20 protein-coding genes are annotated in these 22,727 nt (G+C 60.0%); 11 read left to right on the top strand and 9 right to left on the bottom strand.

Annotated elements, in window-relative coordinates:
• The first annotated feature begins 243 nt into the window (after positions 1-243).
• From Q0X21_RS08015 to Q0X21_RS07985, 7 genes are all read left to right on the top strand, one after another.
• The gene (locus Q0X21_RS08015; protein WP_297851384.1) at positions 244-972 is read left to right on the top strand and encodes a DUF1542 domain-containing protein; all 729 of its coding nucleotides are present in this window, start codon (positions 244-246) and stop codon (positions 970-972) included.
• Positions 973-1,088: 116 nt separating this feature from the next.
• Positions 1,089-2,069, top strand: coding sequence for a nitronate monooxygenase family protein (locus Q0X21_RS08010; protein ID WP_297851383.1), 981 nt, complete (start codon positions 1,089-1,091; stop codon positions 2,067-2,069).
• 8 nt (positions 2,070-2,077) lie between these two features.
• The gene (locus tag Q0X21_RS08005; protein WP_297851382.1) at positions 2,078-2,860 is read left to right on the top strand and encodes an enoyl-CoA hydratase-related protein; all 783 of its coding nucleotides are present in this window, start codon (positions 2,078-2,080) and stop codon (positions 2,858-2,860) included.
• Between the two features lie 174 nt (positions 2,861-3,034).
• Positions 3,035-4,000 carry an FTR1 family protein gene (locus Q0X21_RS08000; RefSeq protein WP_297851381.1) on the top strand — a complete coding sequence of 322 codons (966 nt, stop codon included), beginning with the start codon at positions 3,035-3,037 and terminating at the stop codon, positions 3,998-4,000.
• Positions 3,997-5,259, top strand: a complete 1,263-nt coding sequence (gene efeO, locus Q0X21_RS07995; protein ID WP_297851380.1) for an iron uptake system protein EfeO — start codon at positions 3,997-3,999, stop codon at positions 5,257-5,259. Before Q0X21_RS08000 ends, efeO begins: the two co-directional genes overlap by 4 nt.
• The gene (gene efeB / locus Q0X21_RS07990) at positions 5,260-6,492 is read left to right on the top strand and encodes an iron uptake transporter deferrochelatase/peroxidase subunit (RefSeq protein ID WP_297851379.1); all 1,233 of its coding nucleotides are present in this window, start codon (positions 5,260-5,262) and stop codon (positions 6,490-6,492) included.
• Positions 6,493-6,528: 36 nt separating this feature from the next.
• Entirely contained in the window at positions 6,529-7,542 is a 1,014-nt protein-coding gene (locus Q0X21_RS07985) for a dienelactone hydrolase family protein (RefSeq protein ID WP_297851378.1), read from the top strand.
• On the opposite strand, the gene Q0X21_RS07980 is transcribed toward Q0X21_RS07985, so the two are convergent.
• The 3 genes from Q0X21_RS07980 to Q0X21_RS07970 all read right to left on the bottom strand — a co-directional run bounded on the left by Q0X21_RS07980 (position 7,543) and on the right by Q0X21_RS07970 (position 9,777).
• Positions 7,543-8,154 (bottom strand): hypothetical protein, encoded by a 612-nt coding sequence (locus Q0X21_RS07980; RefSeq protein ID WP_297851377.1) that lies wholly within the window; start codon positions 8,152-8,154, stop codon positions 7,543-7,545. It abuts the gene before it with no gap.
• 482 nt (positions 8,155-8,636) lie between these two features.
• Positions 8,637-9,125, bottom strand: a complete 489-nt coding sequence (locus tag Q0X21_RS07975) for a ribose-5-phosphate isomerase (RefSeq protein WP_076599626.1) — start codon at positions 9,123-9,125, stop codon at positions 8,637-8,639.
• A 37-nt stretch (positions 9,126-9,162) separates the two neighbouring features.
• Positions 9,163-9,777: a DsbA family protein gene (locus tag Q0X21_RS07970; protein ID WP_297851376.1), complete on the bottom strand. Its 615-nt coding sequence runs from the start codon at positions 9,775-9,777 to the stop codon at positions 9,163-9,165.
• Positions 9,778-9,801: 24 nt separating this feature from the next.
• Here Q0X21_RS07970 and pepN point away from each other — a divergent pair, with 24 nt between their 5' ends.
• Positions 9,802-12,213, top strand: a complete 2,412-nt coding sequence (gene pepN, locus Q0X21_RS07965; protein WP_297851375.1) for an aminopeptidase N — start codon at positions 9,802-9,804, stop codon at positions 12,211-12,213.
• A 118-nt stretch (positions 12,214-12,331) separates the two neighbouring features.
• On the opposite strand, the gene Q0X21_RS07960 is transcribed toward pepN, so the two are convergent.
• Positions 12,332-13,528, bottom strand: a complete 1,197-nt coding sequence (locus Q0X21_RS07960; protein ID WP_297851374.1) for a cystathionine gamma-synthase — start codon at positions 13,526-13,528, stop codon at positions 12,332-12,334.
• A gap of 125 nt (positions 13,529-13,653) precedes the next feature.
• Between Q0X21_RS07960 and Q0X21_RS07955 the strand changes: the two genes are divergently transcribed.
• The 3 genes from Q0X21_RS07955 to Q0X21_RS07945 all read left to right on the top strand — a co-directional run bounded on the left by Q0X21_RS07955 (position 13,654) and on the right by Q0X21_RS07945 (position 16,743).
• Entirely contained in the window at positions 13,654-14,097 is a 444-nt protein-coding gene (locus Q0X21_RS07955; RefSeq protein ID WP_297851373.1) for a globin, read from the top strand.
• A gap of 97 nt (positions 14,098-14,194) precedes the next feature.
• Positions 14,195-15,400 (top strand): alanine racemase, encoded by a 1,206-nt coding sequence (locus tag Q0X21_RS07950; protein WP_297851372.1) that lies wholly within the window; start codon positions 14,195-14,197, stop codon positions 15,398-15,400.
• Complete coding sequence (locus Q0X21_RS07945) at positions 15,397-16,743, top strand: D-arabinono-1,4-lactone oxidase (protein WP_297851371.1); 1,347 nt, start codon at positions 15,397-15,399, stop codon at positions 16,741-16,743. Before Q0X21_RS07950 ends, Q0X21_RS07945 begins: the two co-directional genes overlap by 4 nt.
• Positions 16,744-16,771: 28 nt before the next feature.
• Here Q0X21_RS07945 and Q0X21_RS07940 read toward each other — a convergent pair whose 3' ends face one another.
• The 5 genes from Q0X21_RS07940 to Q0X21_RS07920 all read right to left on the bottom strand — a co-directional run bounded on the left by Q0X21_RS07940 (position 16,772) and on the right by Q0X21_RS07920 (position 22,569).
• A complete protein-coding gene (locus Q0X21_RS07940) occupies positions 16,772-17,437 on the bottom strand; it encodes a hypothetical protein (protein WP_297851370.1) in 666 nt (221 codons plus the stop codon).
• Positions 17,437-17,859, bottom strand: a complete 423-nt coding sequence (locus Q0X21_RS07935) for a thioesterase family protein (protein ID WP_297851369.1) — start codon at positions 17,857-17,859, stop codon at positions 17,437-17,439. Before Q0X21_RS07935 ends, Q0X21_RS07940 begins: the two co-directional genes overlap by 1 nt.
• A 68-nt stretch (positions 17,860-17,927) precedes the next feature.
• Complete coding sequence (gene ettA, locus Q0X21_RS07930) at positions 17,928-19,598, bottom strand: energy-dependent translational throttle protein EttA (RefSeq protein WP_297851368.1); 1,671 nt, start codon at positions 19,596-19,598, stop codon at positions 17,928-17,930.
• Between the two features lie 147 nt (positions 19,599-19,745).
• Complete coding sequence (locus tag Q0X21_RS07925; RefSeq protein WP_297851367.1) at positions 19,746-20,393, bottom strand: single-stranded DNA-binding protein; 648 nt, start codon at positions 20,391-20,393, stop codon at positions 19,746-19,748.
• 190 nt (positions 20,394-20,583) lie between these two features.
• Positions 20,584-22,569 carry a cytochrome c oxidase assembly protein gene (locus Q0X21_RS07920; protein ID WP_297851366.1) on the bottom strand — a complete coding sequence of 662 codons (1,986 nt, stop codon included), beginning with the start codon at positions 22,567-22,569 and terminating at the stop codon, positions 20,584-20,586.
• Between the last annotated feature and the right edge of the window lie 158 nt (positions 22,570-22,727).

The raw sequence follows: 22,727 nt of genomic DNA, 5'->3' as shown, positions 1-22,727 counted from the left end.
GCGTCTTCAGCTTGGAAGGCTGAGGTATTAGCCACTATACGACATTCCCAGCTGCACGATTAAGCGCGCGATCAAGCTTATCCCAGAGTGCGGTTCACGCCAAACAGGAACACTTTTAGCTCGATGTTCGTTGGAAAAGTAGTCAGACAGAACTTGCTAAGACATCTGCGATTTTAAGGAGCGAATGTGGGACTTTTGAGCTTGCTTTTGATCGGTGCCGCGCTCTTTGGTGTCGTGAAACTCATTGGTAGCGCTCAGAACAACAGCCAGCGCGCACAGCTCGACGGCGCCGATTTGGACGATGCGCTTGCCGACGCCCGACGCTGGGTCGACCGCCTCGGCCACCAGGTGCTCACGATTTCCGGTACGGACACCGCGTCGACGCAGGCAATGGCTGACGCTTCTGAGCGTTATAACGCCGCTAATTCTGCCCTTACCCAGGCACGCACGGTCCGCCAGGCACAGCTGGCCCGCGAGTCCGCCCTCGAAGGTCTGCACTACGTTAATGCTGCGCGTGAGATCCTCGGCCTTGCCCCGGGCCCACAGTTGCCCGAACTGGAAGCACAGCGCCAGGCAGGTCGAGTGACCGAAGCCCGCACTGCGGAGTTCGATGGCCAAACCATCCAGGCTTCCCCGCACGCAACGGATCAGACCCCGCACTACTACCCCGGCGGCGCTGTCGCCGGCCGTCCTGTCCCTGCCGGTTGGTACTCCACCGCCTGGTGGGCACCAGCAGCAATGACCGGCATGTGGGCTGCTAGTTCCATGATGTTCTATTCCGCCATGTTCGCCGGCATGGCCGGTACCCCGAGCGCCGATCAATTCGCAGCCGGCGACTTCGGTGATGTTGGCGCTGGAGACATGGATGATATGGGTGATGCCGGTGCCGATATGGGCGGTGACGGCGGAGGTTTCTTCGGCGGCGACGGAGGAGGACTCTTCGATGGTGGCGGGTTCGACTTCGACTTCTAGCCCTCCAAAATTGCCAAGTTATCCACGCAACATTTTTGCCCGATGTGTAATGTAGGTCTCATTAATTCAGCCGAACAATCAAACACGATTGAAACCGAAGCTAAGGAGAGCCGACTATGTCAGCCACGATCCAGACCCGCATCAACGAGATGCTTGGTATTGAGCACCCGATCGTCCAGGGCGGTATGCAGTGGGTCGGCACTGCTGATCTCGCATCTGCTGTTTCCAATGCGGGCGGCCTGGGCATCCTGACTGCTTTGACCCAGCCATCCCCGGAGGACTTGGGCAAGGAAATCGACCGCATGCGGGAGATGACAGATAAGCCCTTCGGTGTGAACCTGACCATCCTGCCGACGATCACTCCACCGCCGTACGAGGAGTACTTGCGTGTGGCAGTGGAAAAGGGCGTGAAGATCGTGGAGACCGCTGGCGCGAACCCGGCGCAGCTGGTGCCGATGTTGAAGCAGGCCGGGGTCACCGTGATCCACAAGTGCACCTCCGTGCGCCACGCACTGAGTGCGCAGCAGAAGGGCGTTGACATTGTCAGCGTCGACGGTTTCGAGTGCGCGGGCCACCCGGGCGAGGATGACATCCCGGGTCTGGTGCTTCTGCCGGCAGCGGCAGACAAGCTGGACATTCCGATCTTGGCTTCCGGTGGTATCGCCGATGGTCGCGGTATGGCCGCGGCACTCGCGCTTGGCGCAGAGGGCGTCAACATGGGCACCCGCTTCCTCTGTACCGAGGAGGCACCGGTGCACCGGAACGTCAAGGAAGCGATCGTTGAGCGCACTGAGCTGGACACCGAGCTCATCTTCCGCACGCTGGGCAACACCGCTCGTGTGGCGTCGAATGAGGTGAGCCGTGAGGTCGTCGAGAAGCTCAATGCTGGCGCACAGTTCCCGGAGGTCCGCGATCTGGTCTCTGGTCAGCGTGGCCGCACGGTTTATGAGAACGGCGATCTGGATGCGGGTATCTGGTCCTGCGGTCTTGTCCAGGGCGTCATCAACGACATCCCGACGTGTGGCGAGCTGGTCCCGCGCATCGCTAACGAGGCAGCGGAGATCATCACCGGTCGCCTCGCAGGCTTCGTCAAGTAAAGGCAGCTATGACGAGCGAGCTCAAGGGCAACATCACTTCGCTTATCGACGGCACCGTCGCCCACATCCGCATCTCCAACCCTGCCAAGCGCAACGCGTTGGAGCCGGATTCTTATTGGGCGATCGGCAATGCCGTTCAAACAGCTAATGCGAACCCGAATGTCCGGTGCATCATCATTACTGGCGATGAGAAATCGTTCTGCTCAGGCATGGACATCGAGGCGTTCACCGGCGAGAACACCGCCGAAGTCGCTGCACATTCCCTCGGGGGAATCGAGCACATGATCGGAGCGATCACCCGTGCTGACGTACCCGTGATTGCAGCTGCCGAAGGAGCCGTCGCTGGTGTCGGTGCTTCGCTTGCCTGCGCCTGCGATCTGATCATCGCGGCTGAATCTTCCTTCATCACGTTGCCGTTTGGACGTATTGGTCTAATGCCGGATGGTGGCGCAGTTGCAACACTGGCCGCATCCATCGGTCGCCACCGCACGATGCAGCTGGTCCTGCTGCAGGAGCGAATCCCTGCTGCCGACGCCGTGAGCTTTGGTATCTTTGCCGAGGTCACACCTGCCGGCGAAGCCCTGACGCGTGCACAGCAGTTGGCTGAGGGGTTCTCCACCTCCCCGCGTGGAGCCATCGCTGAAACGAAGCGCGCCGTCAACCGCGTCACACTCACAGAGCTGCCGAATAGTCTGATCAACGAGGCCCGTTTCCAAACCGAGCTTCTGCAGAGCCCAGGACACAAGGAAGGCGTCGCAGCTTTCCTGGAGCGTCGCACGCCGAAGTTCTAGCCAATCACCTGACTTTTCATCGAAGCGTCTCTTGCGCAATGAACATGCGCAAGAGACGCTCTTTACTTTTTTAGAATGCGCGAAGTAAGGTGACCCTTGGCTAGTCAAGGGTCACCTAAGTTCGATAGGTCGCCGCACCACGACTGCCCAGGTTAAAACGAGAAAGTCCCACATATGTTCATCGCCGCATTCCTGGTCGGCCTCCGCGAGGGCCTGGAAGCATCTCTCATCGTCGGCATGCTGTTCGCCGCGATCCAGCGCCGCCAGGGTGCACCTAATCAGCACATTGCCTCAGCGTCACGCACTGTTTGGGTCGGCGTTATTTCAGCAGCGGCAATCTGCACCGCCCTCGGAGCTTTGTTCACATTCGGGCGATACGGCCTTTCGTTCCGTGCACAAGAAGCAATCGGCGGCATCATGTCACTCATCGCAGTGGCCATGATCACCGGCATGATCGTCTCTTTGAGTAACGAGAACGGGAAGCTGCGCACGATGCTCGATGACAAAACCGGCATCGCGCTAACTAAAGGCACGCAAGCAATGTTTTGGCTTGCATTCGTCGCAGTTGCTCGCGAAGGAATTGAACTGACCCTGCTGTTGTGGGGCTGGACTACCACCCCAAGTGCAGTCGCCGGCGCATTCCTCGGCATCGGCACCGCCATTGTGATGGGCTGGCTGATCTACCGGGGTGCGCTCCGCCTGGATCTGGGGACCTTCTTCACCTGGTCGAGCGCATTGCTCATCATCGTCGCAGCGGGCATCCTCGCCTACGCCATTCATGATCTTCAGGAGGCCCAATTCCTCCCCGGCCCATTCTCCGGTGCACCGATCGCACCGACTCACCCGCGCACCGGCGAAGTACTCACTGGATTTGCGACCTACCCATTCTGGATGGCGTCGTTCCCGTTCGGTTGGGCTTTCAACCTCGAAGAGATCATCGATCCCTCTGGAATCACGGCCACTCTTCTTCAAGCATTCACTGGCTTTATGCCCCAAATGTCCTGGCTCCAGGTCATTGGTTGGGCTGTTTATCTCGTCATCATTGTCCCGATCTTCGTGGGGCATGTGCGGGCTGCTAGGCGCGGTGGCGTCGATAAGCGAAAAGCTGAAACATCTAAACCACGAAAGGTCGCACTATGAAGCGCTCCCCTATCATTCTTGCCTCGTTGGCTCTCGCCCTCCCGCTCGCGGGGTGCGTGGAAAACAGCACGGGCGACACCATCGATGTCACAGCGAAAGAAGACTCCTGCGCAGTCGCTACAAACTCAGCTGAATCTGGTACCAGTACCTTCGCCATCACGAATGAAGGTGAGCGTGTCACTGAGTTCTACATCCTCGCCGACGATGGTCTGCGCGTCATCGCTGAGCGCGAGAACATCACGCCTGGTAGCACCGCTGAACTGACCGTTCAGCTCGAACCTGGCTCCTACTTCACCGCATGCAAGCCCGGCCTGCGCGGGGCGAATGTCGGCCAAGCTGAGTTCACGGTGACCGGCGAGCCGATCCAATACACCGAGTCAGATGAGAAGCGCTTCAACGAGGCACGCGATAACTACGCTGCTTTTGTGAAGAACGAAGTCGCGGAACTTCTGCCTAAGGTCGAGGAATTCGCCGAAGCATACGCCGCCGGCGACGACGAGAAGGCAAAGGAGCTCTACCCCACCACCCGCGTCCACTACGAGCGCATCGAGCCAATCGCTGAGGCCCTCGGTGTTCTCGACGCGCGCATTGACTACCGCGAAGTCGACTACATCGCCGAGGCCGAGGAGCTCAAGAACGACGACCCCACGTTCACCGAGTGGCTCGGTTTCCACCGCATGGAGAAGGACCTGTGGCCGCCAGCAGCCGACACCAAGAACGCCGATGGCGCACCTGCCCGCGAAGGGTGGGAGCCGTCCACACCAGAGAAGCGTCGTGAGATCGCCGATACCTTGATCGCTGATGTTGAGCTGTTGAACACCACCGTCCACGCCCCAGATTTCGTGGAAAAGAACGACATCACGGTCGACACCGTGTCCAATGGTGCGATGGGCCTGCTCGAGGAAGTGGCTACCACCAAGGTCACTGGCGAGGAGAACTGGTGGTCACACAAGGACCTCTACGATTTCCAGGCCAATATTCAAGGCTCGCGCATCGCTTTCGACATGGTCAAAGACATCGCCGCAGATCGTGGTGAAGAAGGCACCAAGCTTGTCGACGAAATCTCGTCCCGCTTCGACGACATCCAAGAACTTCTGGACCAATACGGCAGCCTTGAGACCGGATACGTCGACTACGACCAGGTCGATGCTGGCCAGCAGGCAAAACTGACACGTTCAATCGATGCTCTGCGCGAGCCGTTGTCGAACCTGACCGGTACTGTTCTGGGCCTCAACGTAGACACGGAGGCAGAGTCCTAAATGCGTGACTTTAACCGGCGCACATTCTTCGCGCTCGGCGGCGCCAGCACCGTCGGTGTCGCCGCTGCTGCCTGCTCCCGGGAAGAATCGGACGGCGCTGTCTCTCACGATGAACTCATCATCGACTTCGCCGGTGAGCACCAAGCTGGAATCATCAGCCCGATGCAGAACAACCTGCACTTCGCGGCTTTTGATATGGGTGAGAAAGCCGACCGCGATGACCTCATTGACCTACTGAAACGCTGGACGGACGCCGCACGCCGGTTGACGCTCGGTGGCGAAGTCAGCGCCAAAGGTGCGTTCGGTGGCGGAGAGAATTTCCCTCCCGACGATTCTGGCGAAGCCTTTGATCTAGGCCCGTCTGCCTTAACCATCACCATTGGTTTCGGTCGTAGTCTCTTCCGCGACCAGTTTGGTTTGGCCGACAAACTGCCGGATGAATTCACCGAGATGCCGCCAATGTCCAACGACTTCCTCAACCGCGAGCAGTCCGAGGGCGACCTTTGTATCCAGGCCTGTTCGAATGACCCCCAAGTGGCTACTCACGCAATGCGCAATCTGACCCGCTTGGCTGTGCCCGACGCGGTGCTGCGCTGGACCCAAATCGGTTTCGGCAAAGCCGCCGTGACCACCCGCGAGGAGACCACACCGCGCAACCTCTTCGGGCAGAAAGACGGCACCGCCAATATCCGCGCTGAGGACAACGAAGCATTGGACGAGCATGTCTGGATTCCTTCCGACTCCTCCCAGCCTTGGGCAGCCGGCGGTTCCTATCTGACGGCCCGACGCATCGCCATGAATATCGAGGTCTGGGACACCCTTCAGCTCTCAGAGCAAGAACGCGTCACCGGCCGCGATAAGTTCGAAGGCGCCCCGCTGAGCGGCACTAAAGAATTCGACGAACCCGACTTCGCCGCGACCAATGAACGCGGACGCCCCGTCATCGACCACGGCTCCCACGTGTTCAACGTGCACCCTGACCAGAACGGCGGCATCCGCATGCTGCGCCGCGCTTTCAACTTCGTCGATGGCTCCAATGAGCAGGGCCGCCTTGACGCCGGCTTGTTCTTCATCGCATTCACGCGCACCGTCGACAGGTTCGCCACCGTGCACCAGTCCATGTCACGCGACGAGATGTTCCTGGAGTATCTCAAGACCACGAACACTGGCACTTATCTCATCCCGCCTGGCGTGGGCGAGACCGGTTTCGTCGGGGAAGGAATGTTCGCTTAAGCGCGCATGGGGCCTGTCTTTTGTAAAGTCGGCCCCATGAAAGCCCTCAAGGCAATCGGAAAGTTTCTGCTCTGGGCACTGGCTGTCATCCTCGTATTGGTGCTCGTGGTCGTCGGGCTGCGCGCCTACAACGGGAATAAATACCCGATCACGCAGTCCGCAGGCGGGGACATGAGCTCCGATAAGTCCTCGTACGAGACCTCGGAGCACATCACCGCCATCGAGGGTGAGTATCTCAATGGCTTCCACTTCCGCCCGACTGAAAAGAAGCACCGCGGTGTGATCGTGGTCTACGGCGGATCGGAAGGCTCCCCCAATTACAACCGCGCAAAACAGCTTTTCGACGCCGGCTACGAAGTCTTAAGCCTCTACTTCTTCGGCCAACCGAATCAGAAACCCACCCTCGCCAACATCCCACTGGATCAGTTCGACGAGGTCACCTCCTACATCAACGAGCATGTCGAGGATCCTGCCCCACTGACTGTCATCGGTGCATCCAAGGGTGCGGAATTCGCTGAACTACTCGCTGCGCGTGGCTGCCCGGTGGACAATGTCGTCGCCTACGCACCAGCCCACTACTCATACAGCGGTCTGGACTTCACAGGCGGGGAGGATCTGCCGTCTTTCACCGATAAGGGTGAGACGGTGGAGTATGGGTCGTTTAGGAAGTCGTCGATAAGCGCTGGTGCGAAAATGTTCTGGGACATGGCCACGGGCTACCCGGTCTCCTACCGCGCAACATATGAGGGCACCGCAGCCAACGCTAATGCGCCGATCGACCTGTCTGATTTCGACGGCAACGTGCTGCTCTTTGCCGGTGAGGCGGACCAGATGTGGCAATCCGACGTTGCCGCGCGTGCGCTGGCCGAACAGGGCGACAATATTGAAGCGCACATCTACCCCGATGCTGGGCACGTCTTCTTCCCCAAGTCTGACGAGCAACCGAATGGCTGGCAGATCATGTTCGGCGGCACTGACGAAGGCAACCGCGCCGCCCACGACGACGCGGAAGAGATTCTGCGCGAACGGCTCGCGCAGTGGCATTCCTGATCACGCGGCTTTGGAGTGGGCGCGGAGAATGCGGCGGAGATCCCTAACGAGCTTCCCGCTCACCACATCGCCCCACCCGGCGCGCACCACACTGAACCCAAGGGCCTGGATCTCGTGCTGGCGATCAAGCTGGCGGAGCAACACCGTGACCCCATCGCCGTAGGTGCCATCAGACTTAATCCGCCCATCAAATTCAACGACAAGCCACCCATTAATCAGCATGTCCACGGACGCGAAGCGCTGCTGCGCAAACCTATCCTCGAAGACGACCCCCACCTGAAACTCAATCGAATGCGCCTCCGGGATCTCCGCCCGCAACACCGCGTCACGGCCGATCGTCTCCAACGGGCTTTGCGACGTCCCCGCACTCCACCCCACCAACCCCTCAAACCCTCGAATTCCATTCGCCCTGGGCAGCATTCTTTTAGCAGCATTCAGCAACGCCGCCTGAGAAATCTGCTGGTGAAAACGCAAATGCTCCATGGGCACCAGTGCGTCTAGCCGACCGTAGTAGCGGTAAATATCAAACAACACCTGGATCAGGTGCACAGTTGCAATGCCGTTGCTTTCCTGCACTAGATCTTGCCGAATGTTCCCGCCGCGGTAGACCACCCGTGGATCCTTCGGTTGCTTCCCCGGCTTCGCCCCCGATAGATAACGCAGGTCCACCGCCTCCACCCACTCCAACGTGGGCAGCCCCATAAGCCGTGCTGCCGCTGGTCCTGTAACTGCCGCACGTGGAAACGCCCCCGCTATGTCCCTGATCTCCCCCAGGCTCAACCCCTGTCGTTTTCTGTATTTCCCCCTCATGTTTTAGAGGTTTCCCGATCAGCGGCGGTTATGCGAGGGAACAATGTCCACTTGAGTGTGCACTACCCGCGGGGCGCATCCCCTCCCTGCATGCGGGTTAGTCCCGTTTCAGTTGTGCGCCACACCAGTCACAGCCCACCTGGGGTTTTGCCGAGCCCGGTTCGGACGGGACTAACCCACCCTCAAAACGGCGGTGTAAGCGGTAGCTCCACTGCCCCAGAACGACGAGGCAACCGTGCAAAAAGCGAAAACCCGCTCCGAAGAGCGGGTTGAGAAACAAAAGACTAGAGCGTCTTCGGCGCCGGGATCTCCTCGGTCTCGCCAGTCTCCTCGTAGCGGGCGAGGATGTCGATGCGACGCTGGTGGCGCTCCTCAACCTGGTGGTCGGGGCCAATACCTACGAAGGCGTCGACGATAGCCAGGGTCTCCTCCAGCGAGTGCATGCGACCACCGATACCGATGAGCTGGGCGTTGTTGTGCTCGCGAGCTAGCTGCGCAGTCTCAACGGACCAAGCGAGAGCGCAGCGGGCGCCCTTCACTTTGTTCGCGGCGATCTGCTCGCCGTTGCCGGAACCACCTAATACGAGGCCGAGGGACTCCGGGTCAGCGACGGTCTTTTCCGCTGCGGCGATGCAGAACGCCGGGTAATCATCGGCGGCGTCGTACTCATGCGCACCGCAGTCGATGACCTCAAAGCCCTTGGCCTTGAGGTGCTCAGCAATCTGGTTCTTCCGCTCGAATCCGGCGTGGTCTGCTCCAAGGTAAATACGCATGGTGCACAGCCTACGGGAAAACCGGCGGCTAGAGCGCTTAGACCTGCGGGTCTTCGGTACGCGAGCGCTTCAGCTCGAAGAAGTACGGGAAGGAGGCTACCCCGACGGTGTGGTCGAAGAGCTCGCCGGCTTCCTCGCCGGTAGGCACGCGGGTGATCACGGGGCCGAAGAAGGCATTGTCGTCGAGCTTGATCACTGGGGTGCCCACGTCGTCGCCGACTTCGTCCATTGCGGACTGGTGGCAGGAGCGCAGCTGCGCATCATAGGAATCGTCGTTAGCCACGGAGGCGAAGGAGGCATCCAGGCCGACCTGTTCAAGGGCCTGCGCGATGACGGAGTCGTAGGCGCCAAAGCCCTGTTTGCCACTCTCGCCACCAGGGTGGACCAGGGTGCCCATGGCGGTGTACAGCTCGTCGATCTTCTCCGGAGCTTCGGCTTTCACTTTCGCGAAGACGCGAGCCGGGCCCCAGTTGGCTTCCATTTTGGCGGCGTAGTCGGAAGGGATGTCGCGGCCGTCGTTAAGTACGGAGAGCGACATGGGTACCCAGTCCACGCTGATGTCGCGGACTTTTTCTACCTCTTTGATCCAGCGAGAGGTCAGCCAGCAGAACGGGCAGGATACGTCGAACCAGAAGGTCACTTTTTGAGTCATGATGCCAAGGGTACGTTGGAACGCATGAAAGCAAATCTGTTTCGATCTGACGCACAGCACCGCGCGGAGCTTATCAGCGACGTGCGCTACACCGTTGACCTCGACATTACGGGCGCGGAAACATTCACGTCCAGCACGAAGGTGACGTTTGAATCGAAAGAGGGTGAGACGTTCTTTGATCTCATCGCGGATGATTTCAAGGCCACGCTCGACGGCACGCTTATCGACGGCCGCACCCTCCCCCTCTCCCCTGGTTCCCACGAGCTGGTGGTCGAGGCGACCCACACGTACTCGCGAACGGGCGAGGGCCTGCACAAGTTTACCGACCCGGCTGACGGCAAGGATTACCTGTACACCCAATTCGAGCCGGCAATGGCGATGCGCACCTTTGCCTGCTTCGATCAACCTGACCTCAAGGCGAGCTATAAGATTTCGGTGACCGCACCGGAGCGCTACGTCGTGGTACTCAACGAAGCGGTGGAGCGCACCGACAACGGCGACGGCACCGCCACGACCCGCACGACGCTCGACTACCCGCTGTCGACCTATCTCATTTGCGTGTGCGCCGGCGAATTCGAGCGTGTTTCTGACACGTACACCTTTACCGATAACGGCAAGGAGCGGACGATCGAACTTGGCCTGTACGCCCGCGCCAGCCTGATTCCACATATGGATTCGGAGCGCCTGTTCAAACAGACGAAGGACGGTTTCGATTTCTACCATGAGAAATTCGGCCGCACCTACCCGTTCGGCGACAAGTACGACCAGATCTTCTGCCCTGAGTACAACATGGGCGCGATGGAGCACGTCGGTGCGGTGACCTACCGGGACGAGTACGTTTTCACGTCCGAGCCGACTCCTTACCGTCTTGAGCGCCGCAACGACACGATCCTCCACGAGATGGCCCACATGTGGTTCGGCGACCTTGTCACTATGAAGTGGTGGGATGATCTGTGGCTCAACGAGTCGTTTGCCACGTGGTCCGCGGCAACAGCCCAGGTGGGCATCGGTGAGTACCCGGAGGCATGGACGACGTTCGCCTCGGTGGAAAAGGCATGGGCCTATAACCAGGACCAGCTACCGTCAACGCACCCGATCGCGGCGGATGCGCCTGATATTGAGACGGCGGAGCAGAACTTCGACGGCATCACCTACGCCAAGGGTGCCAGCGTGCTCAAGCAACTTCAGGCCTATGTCGGCTACGAGGAATTCTTCGCCGGGGTTCGCACGCACTTTGACAATCACGCCTACTCCAATGCTGAGTTCGCGGATTTGCTCGGGGCGCTCGAGGAGGCGTCGGGACGCGACCTGTCCGACTGGGCGCAGCAGTGGCTGCGCACCACAGGAGTGTCTCGCCTGCGTCCGGAGATCTCCGCGGACAGCTTCGCCGTTGTGCAAGAGTCCGATGTTTTGCGCACGCACCGTGTCCGCGTCGGCCTGTACTCGCTTATCGACGGCTCCGTCACCCGCACCAAACAAGTAGAACTGGATGTCTCCGGTGAGCGCACCGAGATCCCTGAGCTGGCGGGCGTGGAGCACGACCTCGCACTGGTCAACGACGATGACCTCACCTACTGCCTCATGGGGCTGACCGAGGAGCATCAGCGTTTCGCCTTGGAACACCTCGGCGACATCGAGGATTCTCTCGCACGCACTCTCGTGTGGTCGTCGTTGTGGGAGTCCGTGCGTGACGGCTTCCTGCCCGCCCGTCAGTTTGTCCAGCTGGTGGCACGCTTTGCCCGCCAAGAGACTCACCCGAGTGTGCAGGAGCGTCTGCTCGCCCAGGCAACCCAGGCAGTCAAGCAGTACGTCGCCGAAGACTGGCGCGCCGAGGGCATGGCGCTGCTCAACACTGCTTTCCGGGGTGCTGAACCTGCTGTCATCTTCGACCGGGCCCTGGCTCGCCTCACCCCGGAAAAGGAGACGGTGGATCACTTCACCACGCTGTTGGAGACCTCAGATAACCAGGAAACCCGCTGGCTCGCACTGACGAACCTCATCGCGGCTGGTCAGTTGCCGGTATCGGCTGCTGAGGATGAAAAGGACTCCTCCTCGGAAGGGGCGGTGTCGAGGTTGAGGGCGCGGGCGAGCGTCGATAAGCGATGGGCGTGGGACAAGTTGGTGAGCGAGGATCTCACCAACCTCGAATCCCGTTACCTGATGGATGGCCTGACCTTCACTCGTAAGGGCTTGGAGGGATTGACGGATGAATACTTCCGTGTGGCTCCGCAGCTGTGGGAGCGTCTGTCTAATGAGATGGCGCAGCGCACTCTCGAGGGCATGTATCCGCTGTGGGACGTCTCGGAGGAGGCAATCGCGAAGGCCGATGAGCTGCTGGCTGGTGAGATTCCGGCTGGTTTGCGCCGCATCATCTCTGAGGGCCAGGACCGCGCAGCCCGCGCGCTGCGGAACCGCAAGGTGGACGCACAGGCCTAAGCGAGCGCGGTCCCAAAGGCCTGTGGATCTCGTTTACATCCTTGCCCCGGCAATGAAAACTGACCTGGGCTTTTGCGAGCCTCACATGGTCGGTGTGTAAACGAGATCCACTGGATCCTTAAAGCTTCGCGAGCGCCTGATCGAGGTCAGCGATCAGGTCCTCGACATCCTCGATGCCGACCGAGATACGCACGAGCGTCGGCGGCACCTCGAGGGCGGAACCTGCGACGGAGACGTGCGTCATGGTGGCCGGGTGCTCGAGCAGGCTCTCCACGCCGCCGAGGGACTCGGCCAGACAGAACACCTTGGTGGAGCGACAGAAGGTCTTGGCCTGCTCCGCAGTGTTGAAGGCCACGGAGACCATGCCACCGAAGCGGGTCATCTGACGTGCGGCGATGTCATGACCCGGGTGGTCTTCCAAGCCTGGGTAGTAGACGCGGGCGACCTTGTCGGAGGCGTTCAGGTGCTCGGCCACTGCTTCGGCATTGTCGCAGTGCTTGTCCATGCGCACGCTGAGCGTCTTCAGACCGCGGCCAGTGAGGTAAGTATCAAATGGGGACGGGATCGCGCCGACCCAGCCGAAGAAGAAGCGGAGCTGGTCCTCAAAATCATTGAGGGCATCGAAGCTGGCGGCAGTCACGCCGGTGACACCCTGGGAGGTGGAGTCGGCAGGACGGTTCGCGCACACAACACCGCCGATGACGTCAGAGTGGCCACCGATGTACTTGGTGGTCGAGTGCAGCACCACGTCCGCACCGAGCTGCAGCGGCTTCTGCAGGTACGGGGACGCAAAGGTGTTGTCCACGACGAGGGTGGCATCACCCTTGATATCGGCGATCGCCTGGATATCGGCGATGGACAGCAGCGGGTTGGTCGGGGTTTCTACCCAAATGACCTTGGTGTTGTCCTGAATGGCGGCAGCAATCTCGTCGGGGTTGGTGATGTCCACAGGGGTGTTCTCAATCCCCCACTGGCTGAAGATCTGCTGGATCAGGCGGTAGGTGCCGCCGTAGGCATCGTTGCCGATGACGATGTGATCGCCCGGCTTGAGAAGGATGCGCAGCACAGAATCCACAGCGGCCATGCCGGAGGCGAAGGCGACGCAGTAGTCGGCCTTCTCAAGTGCGGCGACGGTCTTCTCCAATGCCGTGATCGTGGGGTTGCCCACGCGGGTGTACTCGTAGCCGTTGCGGGTCACCGCCAGGTCATCTTGCGCGAAGGTGGTCGACGCGTAGATGGGGGTGTTGATCGACCCATAGAGGGAGTCCGGCTCGTATCCGGCATGGATGGAATCGGTGCTAAATCCGGCAGACATCTCAATCCTTTCTGATCTCCTAACGCACAATAGACCAAGCGGTTCATTTTGCTCATGATGGGTGCCGGATTACATTCACAGCGGCTTAAATAGGCGCCTCTCACGCACGCGTAGGATGGGGCCCGATGAACACGAACGCGCAGGACAACCCACAGACGATGTACGAGGCACTTGGCGAGGACTTTTTCCGCCGGCTCGTCGCAGGCTTTTATAAACAAGTGCGTGACGACGACGTGATTGGCCCCATGTACCCCGAAGACGATCTCACAGGAGCAGAAGACCGGCTCCGGTGGTTCCTCGTGCAGTACTGGGGAGGGCCCACCACCTTCAACGAGAAGCGTGGTGCGCCGATGCTGCGCCGGCGTCACTTCCCTTACCCCATCGGGAGGAAAGAGGCTGAGCACTGGCTGGCGTTGATGGAGAATTCCCTCAACCAGTTCACTGAAGATGAACTACTGCCGGCACAGCGAGATGCACTGTGGAACCACATGCAGCGCGTCGCGTACATGCTGATCAACCAGCCGGAAGATCACCCAGGAATGAACCCACAGAGCACCAACCTGATGTAGCAACGACGTCCCGGTCGGGTGCTGGCAGCGGCAAGCTGAACAGAAATAGGTGACCGAAAACGGCACATCGTTAGCTTTGTGAAACTACTATGGCGACATGCCAACTACGGTCACCACCCCTTCCCAGACGTTGCTCACTGCAGTGTCACCGCTGGTTGAAAGCGGGCAGATCGCAGCCCCTTATGCCACGGTGGATATCGCTGCTTTTGACCACAATGCGCAGCAGATGGTCACTCGGTCGCGCGGATTGCCGATCCGAGTGGCGTCGAAATCCCTCCGCAGCACCGACGCATTGCGCCGTGCTCTTTCGCACGACGGCTACCAGGGGATTCTTTCTTATAGCGTGCCTGAGGCAATTCGTCTTGCCCATGCTGGTTTTGATGACATCGTGGTTGCTTATCCGAGCGTGAATAAGACCGCGTTGAGCGAACTGGCTGCAGACGAAAAGCTGCGCGAAACCATCACCGTCATGGTGGATTGCACGGAGCACCTTGACCTGATCGAGTCTGCTGCACAAGGCGCTGGGCCGGTCCGGGTCGCGATTGATTTGGACTGCACGCTGCACCTGCCTGGCGCGGTCATCGGTCCGCGACGCTCCCCGGTTCGCTCGCCGGAGCAGGTGGATGAGTTAGCGCGGGAGATCGTCGCTAAGCGATGCCTACGTCTTGTTGGCCTTATGGCGTATGAGGGGCAGGTCGCGTCTGTGGCGGATGCGGAATCGGGCATCGCGGGTTCGGTGAAGCGCTGGCTGCGGCGTACATCGATGGAGCAGCTCGGGCCGCGTCGGAAAGCGTGCATTGAGGCTGCGCGCGCTGTCGGGGAACTGGAATTCGTCAACGGCGGCGGCACGGGCTCGCTCGATGTGAGCGCTGACGAGGGCACGCTGACGGAGCTTGCTGCCGGATCTGGGTTCTATACCCCGGTCATCTTCGACAATTTCGCCACCGTCAACCACAAAGCATCCGCTTTCTTCATTTGCCAGGTCTCCCGCATCCCGGCACCTGGTTGGGCGACGGTGAACTCGGGTGGCTGGATCGCTTCCGGCCCTCCCGCCGCCGACCGTGTGCCAGCGGCAGTTCACCCCGGTGGGCTGCGCTATTCCGCAACGGAAGGCGCAGGCGAGGTACAAACCCCGCTCCACGGGCCGGGAGCGAACAGCCTTTCCGTCGGCGATCTCGTCTGGTTCCGCCACGCCAAAGCAGGCGAGATGACCGAGCACGTCGACGGAATCGTCGCCGTCCACCCGGACGGCACAGCAGAAATGTGGGACACATACAGAGGAAATGGGTGGACTTTGCGATGAGCACAACGATCAATACTCCTGAAAACCGCACGGGCACCACGTTCAGCAACTGGTCCGGTTCCGTGCAGACGGCGCCAAACTCCTTCTACTACCCCGCCACGATCGAGGAAGTGCAGCACATCGTGCGTACTCTTCCCGCGGGCCAGTCGGTCCGCACGGTCGGCGGCGGTCACTCCTTTACACCCGTCGCGGCCGGTACTGATGCGATGATCAGTCTGGACAAGCTCGCCGGCATCGTGAAGGTAGACACGGAGACCAAACGCGTCCGCTTCCTCGCCGGCACGCGCCTGCACCGCATTCCGGAATACCTCCAACCATTCGGGCTCGCGCTGGCCAACCAGGGCGACATTGACGTCCAGTCCGTCGCCGGCGCGATCTCCACATCCACGCACGGCACAGGCATCAATTGGACCGGGTTCGCAGGCACAGTCACTGGCCTTTCGCTTATCGACGCCAGCGGGCAGCGCCTCGACTACTCCATCGACACCGACCCCGACGCCCTGCGCCTGGTGACTGTCTCGCTGGGTGCACTCGGTGTCATCGTCGAGGTGGAGATGCAATGCGTCGACGCCTTCGACCTGCTGGCAGAAGAAGGCGCTGAAAGCCTCGATACGGTGCTCGATTCCTGGGAGGAGCGCTCCCGCGCAGTTGACCACTATGAAGCATTCTGGTTCCCTCACACCGACCGCGCGATGGTGAAATCCAATACTCGTCTCGCCCCCGGTGCCCCGGCACCAGGTGGCGAGCCGAAGGTACGCGGCAAATTCACCCGCTTCATCGAGGATGACCTGATCGGCAACGGCGCTTTCGCCGCCTCCCTGGCAGTCGCCCGCGCAATTCCGCGCGCCGCGCCCATGCTGAACAACATCGCGGCAGGCGCCATGGCGGCGAACCGTTACCGCTCGCGCGCCCACGACGTGTTCGCGACCCCGCGCCGGGTCCGCTTCCACGAGATGGAATTCGCGGTACCACTCGAGGCCGGACCGGAAGCAGTCCGCGAGATCAACCGGGAATTTGAGCGCCGCAACTGGCTTATCCCTTTCCCGCTTGAGCTGCGCACCACCGCCGCTGATGACGTCGCACTGTCCACCTCTACTGGTCGTGAGTCGATGTATATCGCGTTCCACGTCCCGAAGGCCATGAATCCGCACGAGTACTTCCCACACATTCAGGACGTGCTGAAGGCTGCCGGCGGGCGTCCGCACTGGGGCAAGATGCACACTCTTGGACGGGAAGATTTCGCCGAAATGTACCCACGTTTTGACGAATTCTGCACGCTGCGTGAGCAGATGGACCCCAGCCGCAAATTCGGGTCGGCACACCTGCGTCAGCTGTTCGGTTAACTAGCTCATTTGCTAGTTAACTAGCTGGCTAGCCGAACAGGTTGATCCCGCCGGAGGTGTAATAGACGCTGCCGAAAGGTGCGTCCAGGCGGATCCATCGGCCGGAAGTGGAAATACGCAGGTGACGCGGGATCTCCACCGGTGCGCTCGGCCCGGGGATAAGGCCGAGCGAGGTGCAGGTGAAGATCATGCGCATCGGCACATCAACGGGAGCACCAGCGTTCTTCTCGGTATCTGCGGTGAGCACGATCTGTTCGAGCAGCGAACGTGGCGGGCCCAGCGGGCCGGAGAACTGTCGCGCCAAACGCCGACCTTGGTCCGCGAGGTCGCGCACCACGTTGACGGGCACGATATCGCGCTGGACATAACCCGTTTTCGGTGGTAGTGCGCCGAGCCAATTCGCATCACGCGCCGGACCGATCTCAAGCGTGCCACTGCCTGGCCCATGGGCCAGTGCATCACGCAGGTCCTTCAGCGACACCACTGCCCCATCACGAGACGCCTGTCCAGCGATACGGCGGGAGGCGACACAGCGAAACGGGGTGGTCACATAGACATCGACGGCGGGAGTGTCGGTGTTGGCACCCAACGTCGAAAAGCGTGCGGAGCCTGTGTCTTCCAGGTGAAGCGCACGCTCAACGAGTGCTTTCAGCCCAGCCGCACCTGACTCAATAGTGAGGCTTTCGCTAGCCACTACTTTGCGGTCTCGCTGTTGCCGGAATTCAAAATCCCGCGTTCCTGCTGCGTGATCTCGCGTGGCGATGCTGTGGACAGATCCACTGCGACAAGCACCGTCTTTACAACACCGCACACGCGGCCCTGGCGGTCCTTCAGGTCCTGCTGGGTCTTGAACGACGTGTTGCCGATCTCCGTGACAGTTGTTTCGACCTCCACCTCGGCCGTATCCGCCATGACTGGACGCAGGTAATCGATCTCCACATGGCGCACGAACACACCAAACTCCTGCTTCTGGTCAGCGAAGTTCTCGCGCATGAAGGCGATACGTGCCTCCTGCGAAATATCCAGGAATTTGCAGTTATTCAGGTGGTCATAACGGTCGAAATCATTCCACCGCAGCGTGATGCGCTGAATATTGTTCGGTGCACTTCCAGTCATGTGTCCGCGAATCCTTTCTTGTGAATATGTACACCCCCGGGCGGTAGTGCACGGGGGTGAGTGGAGGTTTAACGCGTCAGCTTACGGTGCGTGACGCGAGACGGCTTGGCAGCTTCCTCGCCGAGACGCTCCACCTTATTGGCCTCGTAGTCGCCGAAGTTACCTTCGAACCAGAACCACTTACCTTCCTCAATATTGCCTTCCCAGGCGAGGATGTGGGTACAAGTTCGGTCAAGGAACCAGCGGTCGTGCGAAATGACCACGGCACAGCCCGGGAATTTCTGCAGAGCATTCTCGAGCGAACCGAGGGTTTCCACATCGAGGTCGTTAGTCGGCTCATCGAGCAGAATCAGGTTTCCGCCCTGCTTGAGCGTGAGAGCCAGGTTCAAACGGTTGCGCTCACCACCGGAGAGAACCTTCGACGGCTTCTGCTGATCCGGCCCCTTGAAACCGAATGCCGACAGGTATGCACGCGACGGCATCTCGTTCTGGCCAACGTGAATGTAATCCAGGCCGCCGGAGACAACCTCCCAGACCGTCTGCTCCGGATCGATATTCTCGCGGTTCTGGTCGACATAGGAGATCTTCACGGTCTCGCCGACCTCGACGGAACCAGAATCCGGCTCTTCGAAACCAACGATGGTCTTGAATAGCGTCGACTTACCCACACCGTTCGGGCCAATCACACCGACGATGCCGTTACGCGGCAGCGTGAAAGACAGATCCTTGATCAAGGTGCGACCATCGAAGCCCTTGTTCAGGTCCTTGACCTCCACGACCTTGTTGCCCAGACGCGGCGGGGTCGGGATCTGGATTTCTTCGAAGTCAAGCTTGCGGTACTGCTCCGCCTCAGCTGCCATCTCCTCGTAACGCTCCAGACGAGCCTTATTCTTCGCCTGACGTGCCTTCGGCGAGGAACGGACCCACTCCAGCTCGCCCTTCAGGCGCTTCTGCAGTTTCTGGTCCTTCTTGCCAGCCACCTCGAGGCGCTCAGCCTTCTTCTCCAGGTAGGTAGAGTAATTGCCCTCGTACGGGTAGAGCTTGCCGCGGTCCACCTCACAGATCCACTCCGCGACGTGGTCCAGGAAGTAACGGTCGTGGGTGACGGCCAGGACAGCGCCCGGGTAATCCTGGAGGTGCTTCTCCAGCCAGAGGACGGACTCGGCGTCCAGGTGGTTCGTAGGCTCATCAAGCAGCAGCAGGTCCGGCTGGGTAAGCAGCAGCTTTGCCAGTGCCACGCGACGCCGCTCACCACCGGAGAGGTTGGTCACGGGCGCATCGGACGGCGGGCAGCGGAGAGCCTCCATCGCCTGCTCAATCTTGGAGTCAACCTCCCACGCATCAGCGGCGTCGAGTTCCTCCTGCAGTTTGCCCATTTCTTCCATGAGCTCATCGGAGTAATTCGTGGCCATCTCCGCCGCGATCTCCTCGAAACGCTGCTTCTTTTCGAAGATCTCGCCCAGACCTTCTTCGACGTTCTCACGAACCGTCTTCTCTTCATTCAGCGGCGGCTCCTGCAGCAAAATGCCGACAGTTGCGCCCGGGTCCAGGAATGCCTCACCGTTATTCGGCTGGTCAATGCCCGCCATGATCTTCAACAGCGAGGACTTACCCGCGCCGTTCGGGCCCACGACACCGATCTTGGCGCCCGGGTAAAAGGCCATCGTGACATTGTCCAAAATGACCTTGTCACCGACGGCCCTGCGAACGTTCTTCATCGTGTAGATGAACTCGGCCACTTAAGCTCCCCTTTACATGCGTGTAGGTGGATAAACGTAAATCACCACAAAGGGTACATCACGCACCTAACACAAGAACCGGAGCAGTGGCCGACCATGGCAGTGCGCGCACAACCGATGGATCGAAGTGTGTGCGCCCCGAAAACACTAGCCGGCCGGCACCGGAGCCGGTTCTTTCTTTTCCGACTGGCTCGATTCCGCCTCCCGGTCGGCAAAGCTCATTTCCTCTGCCGTTCCACTGCGCTCCAGAACGCCATCTGCCGCCGCAGTCGCGCCCGGCGCGCCACTGCTGCCGTTGACACCGTTGGCACCGCTGGAGCCGTTTCCGCCGTTGGTGTTGATCGTGCCGTTTTCCTCAACAAGATGGTCACGGGTTTTCACCTCAACGTCATTCATGCCATCCAACGTGCGCTTCTGCACACTGGTCGAGCGCGAAGATACCTGAAAGCGCGTCAGTTCAAGGGCGATCTGATTCGCCTTGATCAAGTGCTTATAACGGCTCTTGCCGTCCTGGTCCGTCCACTTCTCAGAGACCAAGCGGCCAACGACAACTACGGGCATGCCTTTTACCAGCGACACATGGGTGTTCACGGCCAGCTGACCCCAGCATTCAACGTCGATATAAAGCAGATCCGTATCAGCCCACTGAGCATTGCCGTTCGCATCCTCCGAATCAGTGCGCACACGGCGACTCGTAGCCACCCGCATACGGGTCAAGGTGCTGCCAGTATCAAAGTTCATGCAAACAGGATCATCGGTGAGGTTGCCGGACAGGGTGATGGGAAGTTGGGACATGGTTTCTAACCTTTCTGTTGTCAGGCGTATCGCCTGATTCTTTGTGCAGCCATCCGCCACTTTTTGGCGGTGACACTTCCACCATTTCCCACAGATGCACCCACCCGCGACTGGGAAAGAAAAAACCTGTGGATAACTCACCGTTATCCACAGGCATGTGGGGGTCGACCTGTCGTCGAAAAGCGTGCTCCTAGCGGCCCGCGCGTTTCGAATGTTCTGCGTACTGCGCAAGCATCTCGTTATAGGCTCGCCACTGCTCATCGTCGGACTCGTCTTCTTGCTTATCGATCGAACGCGCATCAGCCCTGTCCTCACGCAGCCAACCGAACAGCAAAATGACAAATACGAGCGCCATCGGGAAACCGCCGGATGCCCAACCGATGCCGCCGCCTGCCTTCTGGTCACGCAGCAAGTCCGGGTCCCACGGCAATGCGAGACTGTTATAGAAATCCTCCGCCAAAATGTAATTGAGCTGCATCAAATACACGCCCATGAACAGGTGAATCGGCATGGAGAACACGAACCACGCGAAGCGAATCACGGTTGGGCGGCGCTCCGGCAGCTCGTCTGGGCCGATGAGCTCCCAGAAGTAGAAGAAGCCAGAGAAGAGGAAGACCACATTCATGATCAAGTGGCCGGCGTGCTCTGACACTGCGAATTCGTAGAACGACGGGAAGACGTACAGCACGTAGAAAATGACTAGGAACTGCACCGTCGACACCGGCGGGTAGGTGATCACCTTGAGGAAGGTGGATTTCTCAAAAGCTTCCACCCACGCACGCGCATTGAACTGCCCAGCGGGATACGCTTCCTTGACCAGCGTCAGCGGTGCGCCGAGGACGAGGAAGACAGGCACCCCCATGGACAAGATCATGTGCACGACCATGTGCACAGAGAAGCTCGCCGGCATGTACATGCCAATGCCTGAAGACGTGGTCACCGCAGTCATCGCACAACCCGCGAGCCACCATGCCGTGCGCGATGGCTTCCAACCATCAACGCGACGGACAAGGTGCAGGTAGTAGATGGCCAGCAGAATCGCAATGACGCTGAAGAAGACCTCAAAACGCCACATGGTGAACACGTTGAAGAAAGTAGGTGCAACCTCAAGGTTGTAGCCCATCTGGATCTGCATTGTGGTGAGATCAGGCTCCAAAGGAGCAGGCGGCGGGGTACGCCCCATGGACACAGCAACGCCAGTTACCGCGCCCATCACAAGCGTTTCGACGACCGCCAGGCGCGCAAACGCCCCCGGTTTCTTCCCCAGTTGCGGAATGGTCAGCTGCCGGTGAGCAAAGCCGAACAATCCCAGCACAGCCAAACCAATGACCTTGAGCAGCACCGTCCACCCATAAGCAGTTGACGTCAGGTCGGAGAACTGCACGCGGATCAGCGCATTGACCACACCGGAGACCAGCAAGGTGACAAAGGAGAACAATGCCACCATCGAATACCTGCGCACCGCACGCGGCATATCCGGGCCCAAACGACGCCCATGGGCAATCAGTGCCATCAGGCCACCGACCCACAACAACATGAACACCAAGTGCCACAGGTACGAGTTTGTGCCGTAGTCATGGTTACCGCCCGACGCCGAGTGACCCGACAACCCCAGCGGAATGATCGTCATGATCGACCCGATGAACAGTGGCACCTGCGAACTCCAGGACCTGCAGTTGAAACCAAAACCAGCGACAACCGTTGCGATCAGCCCCACGATCAACCAGATCTTCGCTTCCGCCACACGGTCCAGCGCCGTGACCCACATCTCCGGGGAGAACATCACATTCGTCAACGGCGTACCGGACACATCCGACAACACCAGCGGGATCATCACCAGCGAAATGAGCACAACACCCGCACTCGCCCACGCAGCGGTCCGTGCGGCGATATGACCATCAACAGTCAGGCGGGCATCGGCCAGTTCATCCTTGTCCGGCGGGATCAAAAACGCGGAAAACAAAAACGAGCCAGCAGCCAACGCCGCCAACAGCCACGCCACACCGCGCAACGCCGGCAAACCAGCCGTGGTGAGCACTCCTGGATCCGGAATACCCAACGCCGCGAGCGAGCCGCCCACAAATGAATACGACAACGCACCAGCGACCAACGCCCCGACGGCCAACACCGCGAGGTAGATCGGCCACGCCGACTGCACCGCTTTCTTTCCCGACATGGCAATCACCCTACTTTCGATGGAGGACAATATGGAAAGCCGCACCCCGTGCGCTACGATGAGTTCCGCCCAAAACGCATGCTCTGTATGCCAAACCGGGCAAGCCCCCATAGCTCAGTGGATTAGAGCATCCGGTTTCTACCCGGCTGGTCGCGGGT

It is taken from the genome of uncultured Corynebacterium sp., from assembly GCF_947253065.1.
In the GTDB taxonomy this organism is placed as follows: Bacteria; Actinomycetota; Actinomycetes; order Mycobacteriales; family Mycobacteriaceae; genus Corynebacterium.
This window is presented reverse-complemented; position numbering and strand designations above follow the sequence as displayed.